Annotated in this window: 15 protein-coding genes and 1 pseudogene; 9 read left to right on the top strand and 7 right to left on the bottom strand. The window is 73.4% G+C overall.

The genetic code is table 11. From position 1 onward, the window contains the following. Positions 1–25: 25 nt before the first annotated feature. Positions 26–1,261: a glycosyltransferase gene (locus N6H00_RS06645; protein ID WP_268970640.1), complete on the bottom strand. Its 1,236-nt coding sequence runs from the start codon at positions 1,259–1,261 to the stop codon at positions 26–28. A 68-nt stretch (positions 1,262–1,329) separates the two neighbouring features. Between N6H00_RS06645 and N6H00_RS06640 the strand changes: the two genes are divergently transcribed. Further along, positions 1,330–2,124 (top strand): glutamate racemase, encoded by a 795-nt coding sequence (locus N6H00_RS06640; RefSeq protein ID WP_268970639.1) that lies wholly within the window; start codon positions 1,330–1,332, stop codon positions 2,122–2,124. Between the two features lie 98 nt (positions 2,125–2,222). Then, entirely contained in the window at positions 2,223–2,780 is a 558-nt protein-coding gene (locus N6H00_RS06635) for a hypothetical protein (RefSeq protein ID WP_268970638.1), read from the top strand. 152 nt (positions 2,781–2,932) lie between these two features. Here the strand turns inward: N6H00_RS06635 and N6H00_RS06630 are convergent, their stop codons facing one another. Beyond that, a complete protein-coding gene (locus tag N6H00_RS06630) occupies positions 2,933–3,955 on the bottom strand; it encodes an O-antigen ligase family protein (RefSeq protein ID WP_268970637.1) in 1,023 nt (340 codons plus the stop codon). A 213-nt stretch (positions 3,956–4,168) separates the two neighbouring features. On the opposite strand from N6H00_RS06630, the gene N6H00_RS06625 reads away from it, so the two are divergent. From N6H00_RS06625 to N6H00_RS06615, 3 genes are all read left to right on the top strand, one after another. Next, positions 4,169–4,648, top strand: coding sequence for an NUDIX hydrolase (locus N6H00_RS06625; RefSeq protein ID WP_268970636.1), 480 nt, complete (start codon positions 4,169–4,171; stop codon positions 4,646–4,648). Between the two features lie 55 nt (positions 4,649–4,703). Beyond that, the gene (locus tag N6H00_RS06620) at positions 4,704–5,510 is read left to right on the top strand and encodes a 3-hydroxybutyrate dehydrogenase (RefSeq protein ID WP_268970635.1); all 807 of its coding nucleotides are present in this window, start codon (positions 4,704–4,706) and stop codon (positions 5,508–5,510) included. Between the two features lie 284 nt (positions 5,511–5,794). Further along, positions 5,795–8,269 carry a GAF domain-containing protein gene (locus N6H00_RS06615; RefSeq protein WP_268970634.1) on the top strand — a complete coding sequence of 825 codons (2,475 nt, stop codon included), beginning with the start codon at positions 5,795–5,797 and terminating at the stop codon, positions 8,267–8,269. On the opposite strand, the gene N6H00_RS06610 is transcribed toward N6H00_RS06615, so the two are convergent. From N6H00_RS06610 to N6H00_RS06600, 3 genes are all read right to left on the bottom strand, one after another. Further along, positions 8,263–9,762 carry an MFS transporter gene (locus N6H00_RS06610; protein ID WP_268970633.1) on the bottom strand — a complete coding sequence of 500 codons (1,500 nt, stop codon included), beginning with the start codon at positions 9,760–9,762 and terminating at the stop codon, positions 8,263–8,265. The two genes, N6H00_RS06615 and N6H00_RS06610, sit on opposite strands and share 7 nt — an antisense overlap. Before the next feature lie 208 nt (positions 9,763–9,970). After that, a complete protein-coding gene (locus N6H00_RS06605; RefSeq protein ID WP_268970632.1) occupies positions 9,971–10,843 on the bottom strand; it encodes a hypothetical protein in 873 nt (290 codons plus the stop codon). Between the two features lie 281 nt (positions 10,844–11,124). Then, the gene (locus tag N6H00_RS06600) at positions 11,125–12,078 is read right to left on the bottom strand and encodes a LysR family transcriptional regulator (RefSeq protein ID WP_268970631.1); all 954 of its coding nucleotides are present in this window, start codon (positions 12,076–12,078) and stop codon (positions 11,125–11,127) included. A 187-nt stretch (positions 12,079–12,265) separates the two neighbouring features. Between N6H00_RS06600 and N6H00_RS06595 the strand changes: the two genes are divergently transcribed. The 3 genes and pseudogenes from N6H00_RS06595 (at position 12,266) to N6H00_RS06590 (ending at position 14,037) form a co-directional block, all read left to right on the top strand. After that, positions 12,266–13,432: an acyl-CoA dehydrogenase family protein gene (locus N6H00_RS06595; protein WP_268970630.1), complete on the top strand. Its 1,167-nt coding sequence runs from the start codon at positions 12,266–12,268 to the stop codon at positions 13,430–13,432. A gap of 97 nt (positions 13,433–13,529) precedes the next feature. Next, positions 13,530–13,796: pseudogene (locus N6H00_RS40425) on the top strand (oxygenase MpaB family protein); the annotation flags it as partial. A 49-nt stretch (positions 13,797–13,845) separates the two neighbouring features. Then, on the top strand, positions 13,846–14,037 hold the full coding sequence (locus N6H00_RS06590) for an oxygenase MpaB family protein (RefSeq protein ID WP_268970629.1): 192 nt from the start codon (positions 13,846–13,848) through the stop codon (positions 14,035–14,037). 19 nt (positions 14,038–14,056) lie between these two features. Here the strand turns inward: N6H00_RS06590 and N6H00_RS06585 are convergent, their stop codons facing one another. Further along, on the bottom strand, positions 14,057–14,737 hold the full coding sequence (locus tag N6H00_RS06585; protein ID WP_268970628.1) for a TetR/AcrR family transcriptional regulator: 681 nt from the start codon (positions 14,735–14,737) through the stop codon (positions 14,057–14,059). 123 nt (positions 14,738–14,860) lie between these two features. On the opposite strand from N6H00_RS06585, the gene N6H00_RS06580 reads away from it, so the two are divergent. Then, positions 14,861–16,075: a cytochrome P450 family protein gene (locus tag N6H00_RS06580; protein WP_268970627.1), complete on the top strand. Its 1,215-nt coding sequence runs from the start codon at positions 14,861–14,863 to the stop codon at positions 16,073–16,075. A gap of 53 nt (positions 16,076–16,128) precedes the next feature. On the opposite strand, the gene N6H00_RS06575 is transcribed toward N6H00_RS06580, so the two are convergent. After that, positions 16,129–17,490, bottom strand: coding sequence for a cytochrome P450 (locus N6H00_RS06575; RefSeq protein ID WP_268970626.1), 1,362 nt, complete (start codon positions 17,488–17,490; stop codon positions 16,129–16,131). Positions 17,491–17,548: the final 58 nt, after the last annotated feature.

Raw genomic sequence — 17,548 nt, 5'->3', positions numbered from 1 at the left:
CGATCGGGGACGCGCGGCGCGGCCGTCAGGGCGCGGCGCTGGGTCGGGCGTAGGTGCGCCCCTTCCAGGCCGCGCCCTGTCCGAGGTGGTGCCGCACCGCCGAGTCCACGGTCATCAGCAGATAGAGAAGGGCCGTCAGGGGCAGCAGCGGCGCCAGCCACAGGGTCTGCCGGTAGTAGCGCAGCATCGGGACGTAGGTGCCCGCCATCAGGAGCCAGGCGGCGGCGCCCGCCGCCAGCGGCGCGGGGCGCCCCGTCAGCACTCCGGCGGCCACCGCCGCGGGCGGTACGAGATACACCACCGCCAGTCCCGCGACCGTCACCAGCAACAGCAGCGGATTGTGCCGCAGCTGGGTGTACGCGCTGCGCGAGACCATCCGCCACAGCTCGCCCAGGCGCGGATACGGCCGCACGCTGTCGACCCGGTCGGCGAGACCCAGCCAGATCCGTCCGCCGGACCGTTTCACCGCGCGGGCCAGCGCCACGTCGTCGATGACCGACTTCCGGATCGCCTCCGGGACCCCGGCCCGCTCGGCCGCCTCCCGGCGCAGCAGCACACAGCCGCCCGCGGCCGCCGCCGTGCGCCCCCGGGGCCGGTTGACCCACCGGAAGGGGTACAGCTGTGCGAAGAAGTAGACGAACGCGGGCACGATCAGCCGCTCCCAGTAGGTCGCCACCCGCAGCCGCGCCATCTGGGAGACCAGGTCCAGCCCGTTCTCCTCGGCCGCGCGCACCAACTCCCGCAGGGAATCGGGTTCATGGGCGATGTCCGCGTCCGTCAGCAGCAGATAGTCGACGCCGCCGCCGTCCTTACGGTCGACGGCGGGACGCCGCGCCGCGAGCGCCATGCCGTGTCGCACCGCCCACAGCTTGCCGGTCCAGCCGGGGCCGGGTTCGCCGGGGGAGTCGACGGTCAGCGGCAGCCCGCCGTACTCGTCCGCCAGTTCACGGGCCAGCTTCCCGGTGCCGTCCGAGCTGCCGTCGTCGATCAGGAAGATCTCCGCGGGCCCCGGATAGTCCTGGGCGAGCAGCGAGGGCAGGCTCTCCGGAAGCACCGCGGACTCGTCCCGGGCGGGCACCACGACGGCCACCGAGGGCCATGCGGCGGGCTCCGGGGACCCGGACGGGTCCGGGGGGCCGGACGAGTTCGGTGGGCCGGTCAGGGGCAGTCGGACGTCCGTACGCCAGAAGAAGCCCTGACCCAGCAGTAGCCACAGCCATGCGGCCAGGGACCCGGCGGCGATCCACATCAGCGCGCTCACCCGCCGAAGTCTGCCGGAAGGCGGGCCCGGCCGTCGGGCGCACGGGACCGATCCCTTAAAGTGACCGGGTGAAGATCGCGCTTATGGATTCCGGAATCGGGCTTTTGCCCGCCGCCGCCGCGATGCGCAGACTGCGGCCGGACGCCGATCTCGTCCTCTCCTCCGACCCCGCCACCATGCCGTGGGGACCGCGCACCCCCGAGGACGTCACCGAACGCGCCCTGGGCTGCGCGCGGGCCGCCGCCGCCCTGGGCCCCGACGCGCTGATCATCGCCTGCAACACCGCCTCCGTCCACGCCCTGCCCGCGCTGCGGGCCGAACTGGAGCCCGGACTGCCGGTCATCGGCACCGTGCCCGCGATCAAGCCCGCGGCGGCCGGTGGCGGGCCGATCGCGATCTGGGCCACCCCGGCCACCACCGGCAGCCCGTACCAGCGCGGACTGATCCGCGACTTCGCCGACGGCGTCGAGGTCACCGAGGTGCCGTGCCCGGGGCTCGCGGACGCGGTGCAGCACGCCGACTCCGAGGGCATCGACGCCGCGGTGGCCGCCGCGGCGGCCCGCACCCCACGCGAGGTAACGACCGTCGTCCTGGGCTGCACCCATTACGAACTGGTCGCCGACCGCATCCGCGCCGCCGTGCAACAGCCCGACGCGCCCCCGATCGCCCTCCACGGCTCGGCCGCGGCCGTCGCCGCCCAGGCCCTGCGCCGGATCGGCGCCGACCCCTTCCCCCCGGCCGGCGAGGTACCCCCGGGCGGCCTGACCGTCCTCCTCAGCGGACGCGAGGCCACCCTGCCGGAGGCCGCCCTGGTCTACGCCGAGGGAGCGCTGCTGGCGTCCGTCGCCCCGGCGCGCGGTTGACCGGAACGCCTCGTGCGATGAGCTGACCGAAACGCGCCCCACCAGCGGTTTCATCCGCCCCGCTGCCGTGGTGCCGGAAGGTGAGTACGCTGCCAACCATGAGGCACCACGACCACGGCAAGCCGACCGCCCACGGGCAGCCGCCCGAGGTCTGGACCGGCCGCGCCCACAACCGCGTGCAGTGGGTGCTGGCCGTGGCGGGCGCCGCATGCCTGGCGCTCGGTGTCGACCTCGCCGTCGACTCGCCGTGGGGCTCGGGCCTCGCCCCGCTGCTGATGTCCGTCATCGGCTGTGTCACCGCCGGACTGCTGATGCTCTTCGGCACCCTCGCCTTCGTCCATGTGGCGGTGCGGGTCGACGACGAGGTGCTGGAGGTCCGCTGCGGCCATATCGGGCTCCCGCGCCGCCGTATCCCGCTCAGCGATGTGGTCCACGCCGATGTGGCCCACAAGGTCACCCCCTGCCAGTGGGGCGGCTGGGGCTACCGCTGGCGCCCCGAGAAGGGCACGGCGGTGGTGGTGCGCCGGGGCGAGGGCCTGGTGGTCCGCCTCGGGGACGGCCGCGTCTTCACGGTCACGGTGGACGACGCGGAGGCGGCCGTCCGGGTCATCCGCGACCGGCTGCGGCTGATCGCGGCCCGCGCGTCCCAGGTCTAGCCGGTCCGCGTCCCCCGAAAGCCGGTCCAGTCCCCCGTAGGAGTCCGCGTCCCCCGTAAGAGGGGGACGCGTTTTCTGTCCGGGGAACGTTCCCCTCGAGCCAGGCGCCCCCGCCGGCCGCACCCGGTGTCACCCGCCGGCCGCACCCGGTGTCAGGGAAGCGTTCCCGGGCCGTCGTCCAGGCGGCTGGCGGTCGCCAGTCCGGCCAGGAGGCCCGCTCCCGCGGTGATCTCGGAGAAACTGAGGGCGTTGCCCAGACAGGACTCGACGGCCAGGGCCGTCAGGGTCGCGGCCGCCGTAAGGACCACCGGAGTGGGACGCAAGGAGCGCCACAGGGCGTGCAGCAGCCAGCCGAAGGCCGCGCCCAGCAGCGCCACCCCCGGCAGCCCCTGGCCGACCGCCTGCTGGAGCGGCGCCGAATGGGGCTTGGCCTCCAGGCCCTCCGGCCGGGCCGCCGCCGAGCTCAGCTCGCCGAACCGGTCCGGGCCCACACCACGCACCCAGTCCGTCTCGCCGATACGGGCCGCGTCCTGCCACAGCCGGACCCGGTGCTCGGTGAGCTGGGCCCGCAGGGCGGACGGCAGCCCGCCCGGGACCGCGTCCTTGGCCACCGCCCAGGTGCTGCCCACCGCGACCGCCGCGATCAGCGCGCACGCGGCGAGTGCCGGCAGCCGGCGCGGCCGGGCGGCGGCGAGCGAGCACAGCAGGACGGCGCCGCTCGCCGCCGCGCCCGCCGTCGAGCCGCCCACCACGGCCGTCAGCGTGACCGCCGCGGCCAGCAGCCACAGGGCCGGGCGGAGGGCGTGCGGTGCGGCCCAGGCCGCGCAGCAGACCGCGCCGGTGGCCAGGGTGAGCTGGGCCGCGCCCGGCCCCTCATGGCCGGTGATCCCGTGCGGCGAGATGCAGGCCAGGGCGAGTCCCGCGAGCCCGGCGGCGGCCGTCGAGGTGACCGGCAGCAGTGATCCGGCCATCCGGCCGCATGCGTAACCGGCGGCCACCGCCAGCACGGCCAGCAGCACCCCCTCGGGGCGGGCCGGCCGCCCCATGGCGGCGATCAGGGCCCAGACGGCGCAGCCGCCCAGGATCAGGACCCCCGCGACATCGGATGCCCCGGCGCGCCCCTCGGCCGGTCTGCCGTGGCCCTGGACGACCGGTTCCACCACTGATGACGTCATCCCGCCGACCCCCCGTCGTGACGGGCATCGCATCCGGCGGCCTTACGGCCGGGATACGAGCCATGACATCCGGAACAGTAGCGCTTGTCGTAAGGAATGTGTATATGGTGCGCAGAAACGATGAGTCGGCCGTGCATCACTTGAATCACCGGGCGTGGGACGCGAGGTACGGCCACCGGGCGCGTTCCCTTTTCCGCCCGATACCCTCTGCCCATGCCGACCCCCGACTTCATCCGCGACCTCAGGGCCTCCATCGGCCACCAGCTGCTCTATCTGCCGGGCGTGAGTGCCGTGGTCTTCGACGACCAGGGCCGGGTGCTGCTGGGCCGCCGGGCCGACAACGGTCGCTGGACGATCATCTGCGGCATCCCCGAGCCCGGCGAGCAGCCGGGCACCGCGGTGGTTCGCGAGGTGGAGGAGGAGACCGCGGTGCGCTGTGTCCCCGAGCGCATCGTGCTCGTACGGACGCTGGCGCCGGTGACCTACCCCAACGACGACGTGTGCCAGTTCGTGGACATCTGCTTCCGCTGCCGCGCGGTCGGCGGCGAGGCGCGGGTGAACGACGACGAGTCGCTGGACGTGGGCTGGTTCCCGCTCGACGCGCTGCCGGAGATGGAGGACTTCTCCCTGTCCCGGATCAAGCAGGCGCTCGACGACGGCCCGGCGTGGTTCGACCCCATCGCCGCGGAGTGAAGTATGTGGCGTCGGCACATCGGTCCGGGCGCGACGGCTGCCTAATGTGCCCCTCATGAGCGCGTCCACCACACCAGGGCCAGCCCCCCGGCCGTCCGACGGCCTCGATCTGTCCGGCCGTACCGCACTCGTCACGGGCGCCGCGGGGGGCATCGGCCGGGCCTGCGCGCTGCGGCTGGCCACCGCCGGGGCGCGGGTGCGGGCCGTCGATCTGGACGCCGCGGGCCTCGCCGACCTGGTCGCCGCGGCCTCCGGGCTGCCCGGTCCGGTCGAGGCCCACCCCCTCGACCTCACCGACCTCGACGCCGCCGAACGGGCCGCCGCCCGCACCGACATCCTGGTCAACAACGCCGGGCTGCAACTCGTCCGGCCCATCGAGGACTTCCCGCCCGAGGTCTTCTCCCGCGTGCTCACCGTGATGCTGGAGGCCCCGTTCCGGCTGGTGCGTGGCGCGCTGCCCCATATGTACGCGCGTGGCTGGGGCCGGATCGTGAACGTCTCGTCGGTGCACGGGCTGCGCGCCTCGCCGTACAAGTCGGCCTATGTGGCCGCCAAACACGGTCTGGAGGGGCTCTCCAAGGTCGCCGCCCTGGAGGGCGCGGCGCACGGGGTGACCTCCAACTGCGTCAACCCCGGCTATGTGCGCACCCCGCTCGTCGAGCGGCAGATCGCCGACCAGGCCGAGGCCCACGGGATCTCGCCGGAACGGGTCCTCTCCGAGGTGCTGCTGGCCGACGCGGCGGTCAAGCGGCTGGTCGAACCCGAGGAGGTCGCCGAGGCCGTCGCGTACCTCTGTGGTCCGCACGCGTCCTTCGTCACCGGCGCCTCGCTCAGCATGGACGGCGGATGGACCGCCCACTGAGCGGCCCACAGCCACAGGACCGGCCACCAGTTGATGAAGGACGATTGGCTCAGCCACGTGGTGGGGAGGGGCGATTGGCTCAGCCACCCGGCCACGAAAGCCGATTGGCTCAGCCTCAGCCTCAGCCACGCAGCCATGAGGGCCGATTGGCTCAGCCACCGTCGGATGGTGGCCCATTGGCTCAGCCACCGGACCGCGTCCTGCCCGGCCGCCCCGTCGAGGTGACGTCACCGGGCCGCCCCGCGCCTGGCGCCGCCGCGCCCGTCGGGAGTATGTCTGTGCTCATGCCCGACGACCAGCCGGAGACCCCCTACCTGGAACTGCTCGTACGCGGAGCGCCCGCCGAGGCGTACGAGCGCCCGGTGCTGCGCGCCCGCGCGGACAAGGCCCCGGCCGACCGGCTGGCGGCCCTGGAGCGCGCCAAGCTGCTCGCCCTGCGGGTGCGCGGTGAGCTGGAGGGACGGCGGCGTCGTGAGGCCGAGCTGTCCGCGCTCTTCGAAACCGCCCACGACCTGGCGGGACTGCGCGATCTGGACGCGGTGCTCCAGGCGATCGTGCAGCGTGCCCGCTCCCTGCTGGGCACCGAGGTCGCCTATCTGACGCTCAACGACCCGACGGCCGGTGACACCTATATGAGGGTCACCGACGGTTCGGTCTCCGCCCGCTTCCAGCAGTTGCGGCTCGGCATGGGGGAGGGGCTCGGCGGTCTGGTCGCCCAGACCGCCCGTCCCTATGTGACCGAAAGCTACTTCCACGATCCGCGGTTCCAGCACACCGGCACCATCGACGCGGGTGTCAGGGACGAGGGACTCGTGGCCATCCTCGGGGTGCCGCTGCTGCTCGGCAGCGGCGTCATCGGCGTGCTGTTCGCGGCCGACCGCCGGGCCCGGGTGTTCGAGCGCGAACAGATAGCGCTGCTCGGCTCGTTCGCCGCCCACGCCGCCGTGGCGATCGACACCGCTCATCTGCTCGCCGAGACCCGTACGGCGCTCACCGAGCTGGAGGCCGCCAACGAGATCATCCGGGACCGCAGCGGGGTCATCGAGCGCGCCTCCGACGTCCACGACCGGCTCACCGAGCTGGTGCTGCGCGGTGGCGGGGTGCATGACGTGGCCGACGCTGTGGCCGAAGTGCTCAGCGGTTCCGTGGAGTTCGTCGAGGCCGACGAGGCGCCCGCGGCGGCCGTCGACCGGTCCCGCGCCGACGGCCGCGCGGTGCGCGACAGCGAGCAGGACTGGGTCGCCGCCGTATCGGCGGGCGGCGAACTGCTCGGCGCGCTCATCCTGCGCGGCCACCCCCGGCTGGACCCCGTGGACCAGCGCACCCTGGAGCGGGCCGCGATGGTCACCTCGCTGCTGCAACTCGCCCGCCGCTCGGCGGGCGAGGCCGAACAGCGGGTGCGCGGTGAGCTCCTGGACGACCTCCTCGACGCCCCCGACCGCGAACCCCGGCTGTTGCGCGAACGCGCGGCACGGCTCCGGGCGGACCTGGACGCGCCCCACGTGGTGCTCGCCGCGAGCATCGATGCCCCGGACACCGGCACACCCGCCGCCGGGCCCGGCGGGTCATCTGCGGGCGGGCCCGGTGAGACACCCACGGGCGGGTTCGATGGCGCATTCCGATGCGGGTCCGGTGGCGCGCCCGGAGGTGGGCCTGGTGGCGCACCCGGAGGTAGGTCTGGTGGCGCACCCGTAGGTGGGTCTGGTGGTACGCCCGTAGGTGGGTCTGGGGGCACGCCCCGGAGTGGATTCGGTGGCGCATCGAGAAGCGGGTCTGGTGGCGCGCCCGGAAGCGGGTCCGGTGGCGCGCCCGTAGGTGGGTCTGGGGGCACGCCCCGGAGTGGATTCGGTGGCGCATCGAGAAGCGGACTTGGCGGCACACCCGGAGGTGGGCCCGGGGGTGGGTCTGGTGGCGCACCCGGGGGTGGGTCTGGTGGCGCGCCCGTAGGCGGGTCTGGGGGCATGCCCCGAAGCGGATCCAACGACGCACCGAGAGGCGGACCTTGTGGCGGGTCCGGGAGGATGTCCACAGGCGGGCCCGGCGGCGCATCGAGAAGCGGCTCTGGCGGCGCAGCCGGAAGCGGGGCCGGCGGTGCGCACGCTGAGGATGCCGCCGGGCGCCGGAGGTTGTGGTCCGCCGCTTCCCATCTGGCGGCCACCCGGCACGGTCTGGCCGCCACCCGTGACGGCGGCACCGTGCTGCTGCTGCCGCTGGCCGAGGGCGACACCGCCGACGCCCTCGCCCGCCGCACCGCCCGGCAGCTGGGCACCGCCGTGCACGCCCCGGTCACCGTCGGCGCCTCCGCACCGGTGGCCGCGCCCGCCGGGTGGCCCGGGAAGGTGGCGGCCGCCTACGCCGAGGCGCGGCGCTGTCTGGCCGCCCTGCGGGCGCTGGGCCGGGCCGGACAGGGCGCCGCCGCCGAGGACTTCGGCTTCCTCGGCCTGCTGCTGGCCGGTACCCGCGACGGCGCCCCGGACGGCACCGGCGTCCAGGACTTCGTGACCCGCACCCTGGGTCCGGTCCTCGACTACGACGAGCGGCGCGGCACCGAGTTGATCCGCACGCTCGACGCGTACTTCGCCGGCGGGATGAGCCCGGCCCGGACGAAGGACGCGCTCCACGTGCACGTCAACACGGTGGCGCAGCGGCTGGAGCGGGTCGGGCGGCTGCTCGGCCCCGACTGGCAGTCGCCCGCCCGCTCCCTGGAGATCCAGCTCGCCCTGCGGCTGCACCGCCTGGCCTCGGCCCTGGGCTACTGAGCCGAGGACGAACGGGCCGGGCGCTCCGCCGTCTCTGTCTCCGTCTCTGTCTTTGTCTCCGTCCCTGTCCTCGTTCCCGGCCCCGTTCCCGGTCCCGTTCCCGTCTCGCTCTCCGTCCTCCCCGCCGGCCGCGGGGAGGGCGCCGTGGCCGGTTCGACGGCGGCCAGATCGCGGTCCCGGGTCTCCTTGGCGGCGCCCACGGCCACCAGGGTGAGCAGGGCCGCCGCGATCACATAGAGGGCGATCGGCGTGGCGCTGTCGTAGTCGGCCAGGAGCGCGGTGGCGATCAGCGGTGCGGGCGCGCCGGCCGCGACCGACGAGAACTGGGCCCCGATCGACGCCCCCGAATACCGCATCCGGGTCGCGAACATCTCGGAGAAGAAGGCCGCCTGGGGCGCGTACATCGCCCCGTGGAAGACCAGCCCGACCGTTACGGCGAGCACCAGGGCCGGGAAGTCCTCGGTGTCGATGAGGAGGAAGAAGGGGAAGGCCCACGCGCCCACGCCCGCCGCGCCCAGCAGATACACCGGGCGGCGTCCGATCCGGTCCGACAGCGCGCCCCACGCGGGAATGACCGCGAAGTGCACGGTCGAGGCGATCAGTACGGCGTTCAGCGCGGTCTGCTTGTCCAGGCCCACGTGGTCGGAGGTCGCGTAGACGAGGACGAAGGCGGTGATGACGTAGTAGCTGATGTTCTCCGCCATCCGCGCGCCCATGGCGACCAGCACATCCCGCCAGTGGTGGCGCAGGACCGCGACCAGCGGCGTCTTCTCGGCGGCGGCGCCGTCCCGGCCCGTGGCGGCCTTACGGGCCTCGGCCTGGGCCAGCGCCGCCTTGAACACCGGCGATTCATCGACAGAGAGCCGAATCCACAAGCCGACCAGTACCAGCACGCCCGAGAGCAGGAACGGCACCCGCCAGCCCCATGACGCGAAGGCGTCGTCGGAGAGCAGCGCGGTCAGCGCGGAGAGCACCCCGGTGGCCAGCAACTGTCCGGCGGGGGCGCCGGTCTGCGGCCAGGACGCCCAGAACCCGCGCCGCCGCGCGTCCCCGTGCTCCGACACCAGCAGCACCGCCCCGCCCCATTCGCCGCCGAGCGCGAAGCCCTGGACCAGGCGCAGCGCGGTGAGCAGGACGGGCGCCGCCGAGCCGACCGTGGCGTGGGTGGGCAGCAGCCCGATGGCGCAGGTGGCGCCGCCCATCATCAGCAGGCTCAGGATCAGCAGCTTCTTACGGCCGAGCCGGTCGCCGTAGTGGCCGAAGACCAGGGCGCCGATCGGCCGGGCGGCGAAGCCGACCGCGTAGGTCAGGAACGACAGCAGGGTGCCGACGAGCGGATCGGAGTCGGGGAAGAAGAGCTGGTTGAAGACGAGTGCGGCCGCCGACCCGTAGAGGAAGAAGTCGTACCACTCGATGGTGGTGCCGATGAGGCTCGCGGCGACGATGCGCCGGAGGTTGCCGGGAGGTGGGGGAGCGGTTGATGCCGAGGCCATGTGCGCCACTTCCTCGTGTGCGGTGGGGACGGTACGTGTCGGGCACACGGTAGGAAGGCGCGGATCAGGCGCACATGTGGTGGGGCGACATAGTTCCGCGGCCGGTTGTGCGTGTGGCCATCATGCCCGCTCGCGGATGGGCGGTTCAGGGACCTGAGGGGACGGAACCGGTGCGCTGGGCCGCGGTGTGCGGTTCGGATGTCCCTGGTTATGCGAAGGTCACCTCGGCGGTGGCGTGCTGGGCGTCGCGGTGGGTCGCGGTGCGCAGGTGGACGGTGGTGTCGGAAGGTGCGCCCTCGGCGAGGATGTGCTCGCCGGCGAATACCGGCCGCCGCAGCCGGAAGGACAGCGAGCGCACCCGGCGTTCGGGGGCGTTGCGGCGTACCACGTCGAGCATGAGCAGGGCGAGCAGCGGGCCGTGGACGACCAGGCCGGGGTAGCCCTCCGTGTCGCGGCAGTACGGGGCGTCGTAGTGGATGCGGTGGGCGTTGGCGGTGAGGGCGCTGAGCCGGAACAGCAGCGTCGGGCCGGGCTGGAGGCGCAGGTGCCAGGGGCTCTCGGGATCGGGCGTGGAGGTGTCGTCGATGGTGGCCGGGTGCCGTCCGCCGCCGCTGCGGCCGGATCGGTAGACGATGTCCTGTTCCTCCACCATGCACACCCGGCCCGACTGGCGGAACTGCTGGCGCTCGGTCACGAACAGCAGCTCGCCGCTGCGGCCCCGCTTCGGGGTCACCGCGGCGAGGCTGCTGGTCCGCTCGGCCGGTTCGCCCAGCCGCAGCGGCTCGACGATCTCGCAGCGCCCCCCGGCGAACATGCGCTGCCGGTCGGGCAGCGGCGGCAGGAAGCGGGCGGCGCGCAGATGGCCGTCGGGGCCGAGGTCGTGCTGGGCGGGCCAGTGCAGGAAGTGGAACCACTGCCACAGCGGAGGGAGCGGGTCACCGTCCTTCGCGGCGGGTTCGGGCAGATCCAGGAGGGCCGACACGGCGGCGGTGGGGCCCGGGTCCATCGGGTCGTGCGCGGTGACCGGCTCGGGGTGCCACGTTTCGACGTAGGAGCTGAGGGGGGCGGTACCGGGCTGCATGGTAGGTGTGACCTCGCGCTTCAGGTGAGGAGTGCGGTCTTCTATGCGGTCTTCGATGCGGTTTTCGATGCGATCGATGCGGTCTTCGACGGTTGTGGGCGGCGGCGGGCGACTGGGTGGCGTCCAGATGGGAGGCGCGCGACGGTCCCGGACCGGACGGTGCGGCGCGCTCCGCCGCGCCGGTGGCGAGCCGCGTCGCGGGCCTGGTACGCCACCGCGATCCCGCCATCGGTAACGGGCGGAAGCGTCGGTTCGATCATCGGCGCGAGGCGGCATCCGCGTCACGCGTCCGCGCCCGGTCCGTCCGGCGTGTGCAACCGGGCGGAGGGCCACCGCCCGTGTGACGCGGCCGAGTCGATCAGGCGGGTCAGTTCCCGCGCGACGACCTCGACGGCCGGTGGGACGCGTCCGTACCGCGGGGTCCCCAGGACGATCGACCGCCATACGTCGGGCTCGGACAGGGGAGCGGCGCTGAGCGCGCCGTTCGCGACGTCGTCGGCGATGCCGACGCCGGGCAGGATGGTCCAGCCGTGTCCGGCCAGGACGAGCTGTTTCTGCACGCGCATGGAGTTGGTCTGCACGGTGACGTCCATGGCGACCCCCGAACGGGCCGCCGCGCCATCGATCAGCGTGCGCAGGGCGTGGCCGGAGGCGGGCATCACGAGGGGGCGCGCCGCGACCTCCGCGAAGGGCACCGGGTGATCCGCGCGCAGCCCGGCCGCGGTGGGGGCCACCGCCCACAGGCGCTCACGGACCAGGGGGCGGGCGTTGAGGGACGGGGAGCTGTCCAGGTTGTACAGCAGGGACAGGTCCAGGTCGCCGTCGTCCAGCCACTGCTGGAGATGGCCGGAATAAGCGGTCAGCAGACGCAGCTCCACACCCGGGTGGGCGACGCCGACGGCCGACACCAGCGGCTCGGCCAGCAGGTCGCTGGTGCTCTCCAGCAGGCCGAGGGTGACGATGCCGGTCACCTCTCCGGGGCGGGGCTGTACCTCGGCGCGCGCCCGCTCCAGCTCGTTCAGGGCCCGGCGCGCCCGGTCCACCAGGATCTCCCCGGCCTCGGTGGGCCGCATGCCCTGTCGTGTGCGCTGGAAGAGGGAGACGCCGAGTTCCTCCTCCAGTGTGCGGATCTGCCGGGTGACGGCGGGCTGCACCAGGTGCAGCAGCTCCGCGGCGCGGGTCACGCTGCCCACCTCGGCGACCGTGACGAGCGCCTTCAGCTGTTTGACGTCCATCAGGGTGCCTCCTTCCCGGCCATCCGCGACCCGTATGGATCCATCATGGATCGCTATTTCACACAGCCGCTCATGAGTGCCGATGATGTTACTCGAGTCCGGGCCACCCATACCTCCGGAGGCCAACGCATGGCCGTCCGACCCCCTCGCGGCCACTCCCCAGACCGCGGCAAGGAGACCTCTTCCCATGAGCACCCTCGACATCCTGTCCGAGGACGAGCAGTTCATCGTCCGGACGGTGCACGACTTCGTCGACAAGGACATCAAGCCCGTCGCGCGGGAACTCGACCACACCAACACCTACCCCGAGGCGCTCATCGAGCGGATGAAGGCCCTCGGCATCTTCGGTCTCGCCGTCCCGGAGGAGTACGGCGGCGCTCCGGTGTCGACCCCCTGCTACGTCCTGGTCACCGAGGAACTGGCACGGGGCTGGATGAGCCTGGCCGGTGCCATGGGCGGGCACACCGTCGTCGCCAAACTGCTGCTGCACTTCGGCACGGAAGAGCAGAAACAGCGGTACCTGCCGAGGATGGCCACCGGTGAGATACGGGCCACCATGGCCCTCACCGAGCCGGGCGGCGGCTCCGACCTCCAGGCCATGCGCACCATCGCCCGTAAGGACGACGACGGCTACGTGGTCAACGGGACCAAGACCTGGATCACCAACTCCCGCCGCTCACAGCTGATCGCCCTGCTGTGCAAGACCGACCCCGAGGCATCCCCCGCACACAAGGGCATCTCCATCCTGCTCGTCGAGCACGGGTCCGGACTCACGGTCTCCCGGGACCTGCCCAAGCTCGGCTACAAGGGTGTGGAGAGCTGCGAGCTGTCCTTCGAGGACTACCACGCTCCCGAGGACGCGGTGCTCGGCGGTGTCGAGGGCGAGGGCTTCGCCCAGATGATGAAGGGTCTGGAGACCGGGCGTCTCCAGGTGGCGGCCCGCGCACTCGGCGTCGGCCGCGCCGCCCTGGAGGACGCGCTCGCCTACGCACAGGAACGTGAGTCGTTCGGCAAGCCCATCTGGAAGCACCAGTCCATCGGCAACTACCTCGCCGACATGGCCACCTCCCTCACGGCAGCCCGTCAGCTCACCCTCTATGCCGCCCGTGAGGCCGATGCCGGCCGGCGCGTGGACATGGAAGCGGGCATGGCCAAACTGTTCGCCTCCGAGACGGCCATGCAGATCGCGCTCAACGCGGTCCGCATCCACGGAGGTTACGGCTACTCGACCGAGTTCGACGTGGAGCGTTACTTCCGGGACGCCCCGCTGATGATCGTCGGCGAGGGCACCAACGAGATCCAGCGGAACGTGATCGCCAGCCAGCTGGTCAAGCGAGGAGGACTCGACGTGTGAACGTGCCCCGTCAGCGGCCCGGTCCGCCGGCCCGGGAGCCGTTCCCGGTCCGTGTGGTGCGCGGCTGAGCCGCGCTCCGGCCGGTCACCGCTCCAGGATGCCCGCCACCGCCTGCCCCGCCTTCCTGCGGGCCGCGCGCTATCTGGCCCGCCCGCTCGACGAACGGGAGGAACGCCGCCTCTACGACGAGCTGCTGCGGCTCGGCGACATCCTCGGCATCAAGCGGCGTGACATGCCCGCGACGCCCGAGGAGTACTGGCCGTACGTCGAGGCGATGGTCCGCGAGGAGCTGGAGCTGACGCCGTGGCACGGGAACTGCTCGATCCGCGCCGGCCGATCCCGCCGCCCCCGGCTCCCGCGCGCCGCTGCGCACCCTGTGGCCCGCGCTCCGTCGGCCGCCGGCGCGGCTGCACGTGTGCGTCATCACCGGCCTGCTCCCGCCCGTCGTCCGGGAACGCCTCGGGCTGACCTGGACCCGCCGGGACGAGCGGCGGCTGCGCCGGTTCGGCGCCGTGGTCCGCGTCCTCGTCCCGCTGCTGCCCGAGCGGCTGCGCTACCTCCCCACGGCGCGCGCGGCCCGCCGGGCCCCCCGGCCACCCCGCTGACCGGCTGGTTCGCTGACCGCTAGTCCGCGCGCCCCGCGCGCGGCCGCCGTGCCTTGCCGAGCTGGAGCATGGCGGCGCCGAGCTGGTCCGGGGTGAGCGAGGGGGCGGGGAGCGCGTGGGCGCCCTCGGGGCGGAGCCCGTCGAGCAGCAGGGCCAGATAGCGGCGCCAGGCCAGCGGCGCGGCGGCGGTCGAGCCGGGGACCGCGCGGCCGAGCGCGGCCAGCAGGAACAGCAGGTCCTCCGCGGTGGCGTCGTCCCGGGCCGCGCCCTGCCGCTGGGCACGGCGCAGCAGGACGTCCAGCGTCTTGTGGTTCTCCTTGCGGAGCGCGTCCAGCGAGGGGACGCCCTGGATGCCGGTGGTCATCAGGTCGTTGGTGCCCCGGTCGGCGGCGAGCAGCCCGAAGATGCGCTCCAGATAGGCCGTCAGGCCGGCCCAGGCGTCGGGCGCCGAGCGGGCCTCCTCGGCGGCCCGCAGGATGTCCCGCAGGGAGTCGCCGAATACCGCCTCGATGAGTTCCGCCCGGCCGGCGAACCGCCGGTAGAGGGTGGCGCTGCCGACCCCGGCCCGACGGGCGATGTCGTCGAGCGGGGCGTCCACACCCTGATCCGTGTAGATCTCCCGGGCGGCTGCTATCAGCATCTCGCGGTTGCGCCGTGCGTCTCGGCGCAACGGTGTCTCTTTCTCCACACGGCTGCCCATGGCCCGAACCCTAACACTAACCGGGGGAATCTCTCCGGTTAGGTGTTAAGATCATCGAGAGAGCGGGGAACGGTCCCCGGTTCTGGTTTCGGGGGAAGCCACCAACCGACTGACGGGATCGCCATGCCCCAGGATCTGTCCGCGCTCGGCGCGGATTTCGTCGCCGATCCGTATCCGGTCTACGCGCGGCTGCGGGAACGGGGCCCGGTCCACCGGGTGCGCACCGACACCTCCGGTGAGTTCTGGCTCGTCGTCGGCCACGAGGAGGCCCGTGCCGCGCTGACCGACCCCCGGCTGAGCAATGACATCCGTCACTCGGCCACCTGGCGGGACGACGGCGGCAACGCCATCGGGCGGAACATGGTGCAGACCGACCCGCCGCACCACACCCGGCTGCGGGGGCTGGTGGCCCGCGCGTTCACCCCGGGCCGGATCGAGGCCCTGCGCCCCCGCGTACAGCGGATCGCGGACGGACTCCTGGACGTGATGACCCCCTCGGGCCGGGCCGACCTCGTCGAGGACTACGCGCTGCCGCTGCCGCTGGCCGTCATCTGCGAGCTGCTGGGCGTGCCGGAGGCGGATCGCAAGGCGTTCCACGGCTGGTACCTGGACAGCTCCGACCTGACCCGGCCGGAGGCCGCCGGTGCCGCCGTCCAGGACCTGACCGGCTACTTCGCGGAACTCATCGCGTCCAAGCGCCGCGCCCCCGGAGACGATCTGCTCAGCTCCCTGGTCCGCACCATGGACGCGGGCGGTGACGTGCTGTGCGCCGAGGAGATGCTCGGCATGGCGTTCGTCCTGCTGGTGGCCGGCTACGAGACCTCCGCCAACCTGATCTCCAGCGGCACCCTCGCGCTGCTCCGCCACCCCGGGCAACTGGCCGCGCTGCGCGCCGACTGGTCGCTGCTGGAGGGCGCGATCGAGGAGATGCTGCGCTATGACGGCCCGGTGGAGAGCGCCGCGTTCCGCTTCACCAGGAAGCCGGTGGAGATCGCCGGCACCGCCATTCCGGCCGGGGAGTCCATCGCGGTGGTCCTGGCCTCCGGGTCGCGGGACCCCCGCCGGTTCGCCGACCCGGACCGCTTCGACATCCGGCGCTCGCCGCGCGGCCACCTCGCCTTCGGGCACGGCGTCCACCACTGCCTGGGCGCCCCGCTGGCCCGGCTCGAAGGGGCCATCGCCGTCCGGACCCTGCTGGAGCGCTGTCCCGGCCTCGCCCTGGACGCCGAACCGGCCGACCTCGCCTGGCGGCCCGGCCTGATGCTGCGCGGGCCGCGCCGGCTGCCGGTGCGGTTCACCCCCACGTCCGGCGCCGGTGCCCGCGCCGCCGGCGCCTGAGGTGTGTCGACGGACCGCGGCGGACGAACACCGCGGTCCGTGGGGCAGCGCGTTCAGCGCGGTCGCGGAAGCATGCGCAGCGGACCGGCGGTGAGGCTCATCTGCGGCCTCGGCCGGATCTTCGTCCCCGGAATCGGGCGCATCCGCCAGCGGCCCGCGATCGCGGCCAGGGCCAGCGTCGCCTCCGTCATGCCGAAGACATCGCCGATGCACTTGCGGCTGCCGCCGCCGAAGGGCAGATACGCGCCGCGCGCCACGTCCTTGGCCCGCTCCGGGAGCCAGCGGTCGGGGTCGAAGGACTCCGGGTCGGAGAACAGGGCCGGATCGCGGTGCAGCACATACGGGCTGATCAGCACGTCCGAGGCCGGGGGCAGCCGCCGCCCGCCGAGTTCGGTGGCCTCGGTGGTGGTCCGGGTGAAGAGCCACGCGGGCGGGAAGAGCCGCAGCGCCTCGCTGAACACCCGCTGGGTGTACGCGAGCCGGGGCACGTCGGCGTAGACCGGGGCCCGCCCGCCCAGCACCTCGTCGACCTCGGCGTGCAGCGCGGCCTCGGCCCGCGGATTGCGGCCGAGCAGGAACCAGGTCCAGGTCAGCGCCGAGGCGGTGGTCTCGATCCCGGCCAGCAGCAGGGTCATCACCTGGTCGTGGATCTCCTGGTCGGACAGGGTGCCGCCGGTCTCGTCGTCCTGGGCGGCGAAGAGCGCCGACAGCACATCGCCGCGGTCGCCGCGGTCCGCCGCCCGGTAGTCGTCGATCATGCGGTCGATGAGCCGGTTGAGCCTGCCGAGCGCGTCGTCGAAGCGCCGGTTCGCCGCGATCGGAAGCCCGGCCAGCAGGCCGGTGGGGTCGATCGCCCGCCGGTAGGCGCCCTCCACGACGACCGGCAGACAGTGCTGGATCTCGGCCACGGCATGCGGCGCCATATCGGTGGAGAACAGCGCACCCGCCGTCACCCGCGCGGTGAGCGCGAGCATCTCATGGCTGACGTCGACGGGCCGGCCCGCCGTCCACGCCGTCGACTCGGCCGCGCACTCGCGCTCCATCACCTCCGCGTACCGGGCGATCCGGGCGGCCTGGAAGGCGGGCTGCACCAGCCGGCGCTGCCTGCGGTGGTCCGCCCAGTCGGAGGTGATCAGACCGTTGCCCAGGATCGGCTTGGCCTTCTCCTTCACCGGTCCGCCGGTGTCGTAGACCCGCGCGTTCACCAGCACCTGCTGGACCAGCTCCGGATGACAGGGCAGATACGCGGGCCGGGGTCCCAGCCGGAGCTCGACCAGATCGCCGTGGGCGGGCAGGGAGGCCAGGAACTGAAGCGGTTTGCGGCCCATGAGCAGGGCGTGGCCGGCCAGCGGAAGCCCGCCGGGGGCGAGGGCGTGCCGCCAGTGGCGCGTCGCCGGTTGCTGCGCGGTCCTCATGCGGAAGAGTCCTTCACTCGCGAGGTCGGGTACGGAAGGTCCGGGGCGCGCCCGGTCC

The organism is Streptomyces sp. S465, from assembly GCF_026898115.1.
In the GTDB taxonomy this organism is placed as follows: Bacteria; Actinomycetota; Actinomycetes; order Streptomycetales; family Streptomycetaceae; genus Streptomyces; species Streptomyces luomodiensis.
This window is presented reverse-complemented; position numbering and strand designations above follow the sequence as displayed.

Bases quoted from the DNA above. Each gene is read 5' to 3' on its own strand.
- N6H00_RS06635 (WP_268970638.1), top strand. From the start codon at position 2,223: ATGAGGCACCACGACCACGGCAAGCCGACCGCCCACGGGCAGCCGCCC.
- N6H00_RS06630 (WP_268970637.1), bottom strand. From the start codon at position 3,955: ATGACGTCATCAGTGGTGGAACCGGTCGTCCAGGGCCACGGCAGACCG.
- N6H00_RS06625 (WP_268970636.1), top strand. From the start codon at position 4,169: ATGCCGACCCCCGACTTCATCCGCGACCTCAGGGCCTCCATCGGCCAC.
- N6H00_RS06620 (WP_268970635.1), top strand. From the start codon at position 4,704: ATGAGCGCGTCCACCACACCAGGGCCAGCCCCCCGGCCGTCCGACGGC.
- N6H00_RS06615 (WP_268970634.1), top strand. From the start codon at position 5,795: ATGCCCGACGACCAGCCGGAGACCCCCTACCTGGAACTGCTCGTACGC.
- N6H00_RS06610 (WP_268970633.1), bottom strand. From the start codon at position 9,762: ATGGCCTCGGCATCAACCGCTCCCCCACCTCCCGGCAACCTCCGGCGC.
- N6H00_RS06605 (WP_268970632.1), bottom strand. From the start codon at position 10,843: ATGCAGCCCGGTACCGCCCCCCTCAGCTCCTACGTCGAAACGTGGCAC.
- N6H00_RS06600 (WP_268970631.1), bottom strand. From the start codon at position 12,078: ATGGACGTCAAACAGCTGAAGGCGCTCGTCACGGTCGCCGAGGTGGGC.
- N6H00_RS06595 (WP_268970630.1), top strand. From the start codon at position 12,266: ATGAGCACCCTCGACATCCTGTCCGAGGACGAGCAGTTCATCGTCCGG.
- N6H00_RS06585 (WP_268970628.1), bottom strand. From the start codon at position 14,737: ATGGGCAGCCGTGTGGAGAAAGAGACACCGTTGCGCCGAGACGCACGG.
- N6H00_RS06580 (WP_268970627.1), top strand. From the start codon at position 14,861: ATGCCCCAGGATCTGTCCGCGCTCGGCGCGGATTTCGTCGCCGATCCG.
- N6H00_RS06575 (WP_268970626.1), bottom strand. From the start codon at position 17,490: ATGAGGACCGCGCAGCAACCGGCGACGCGCCACTGGCGGCACGCCCTC.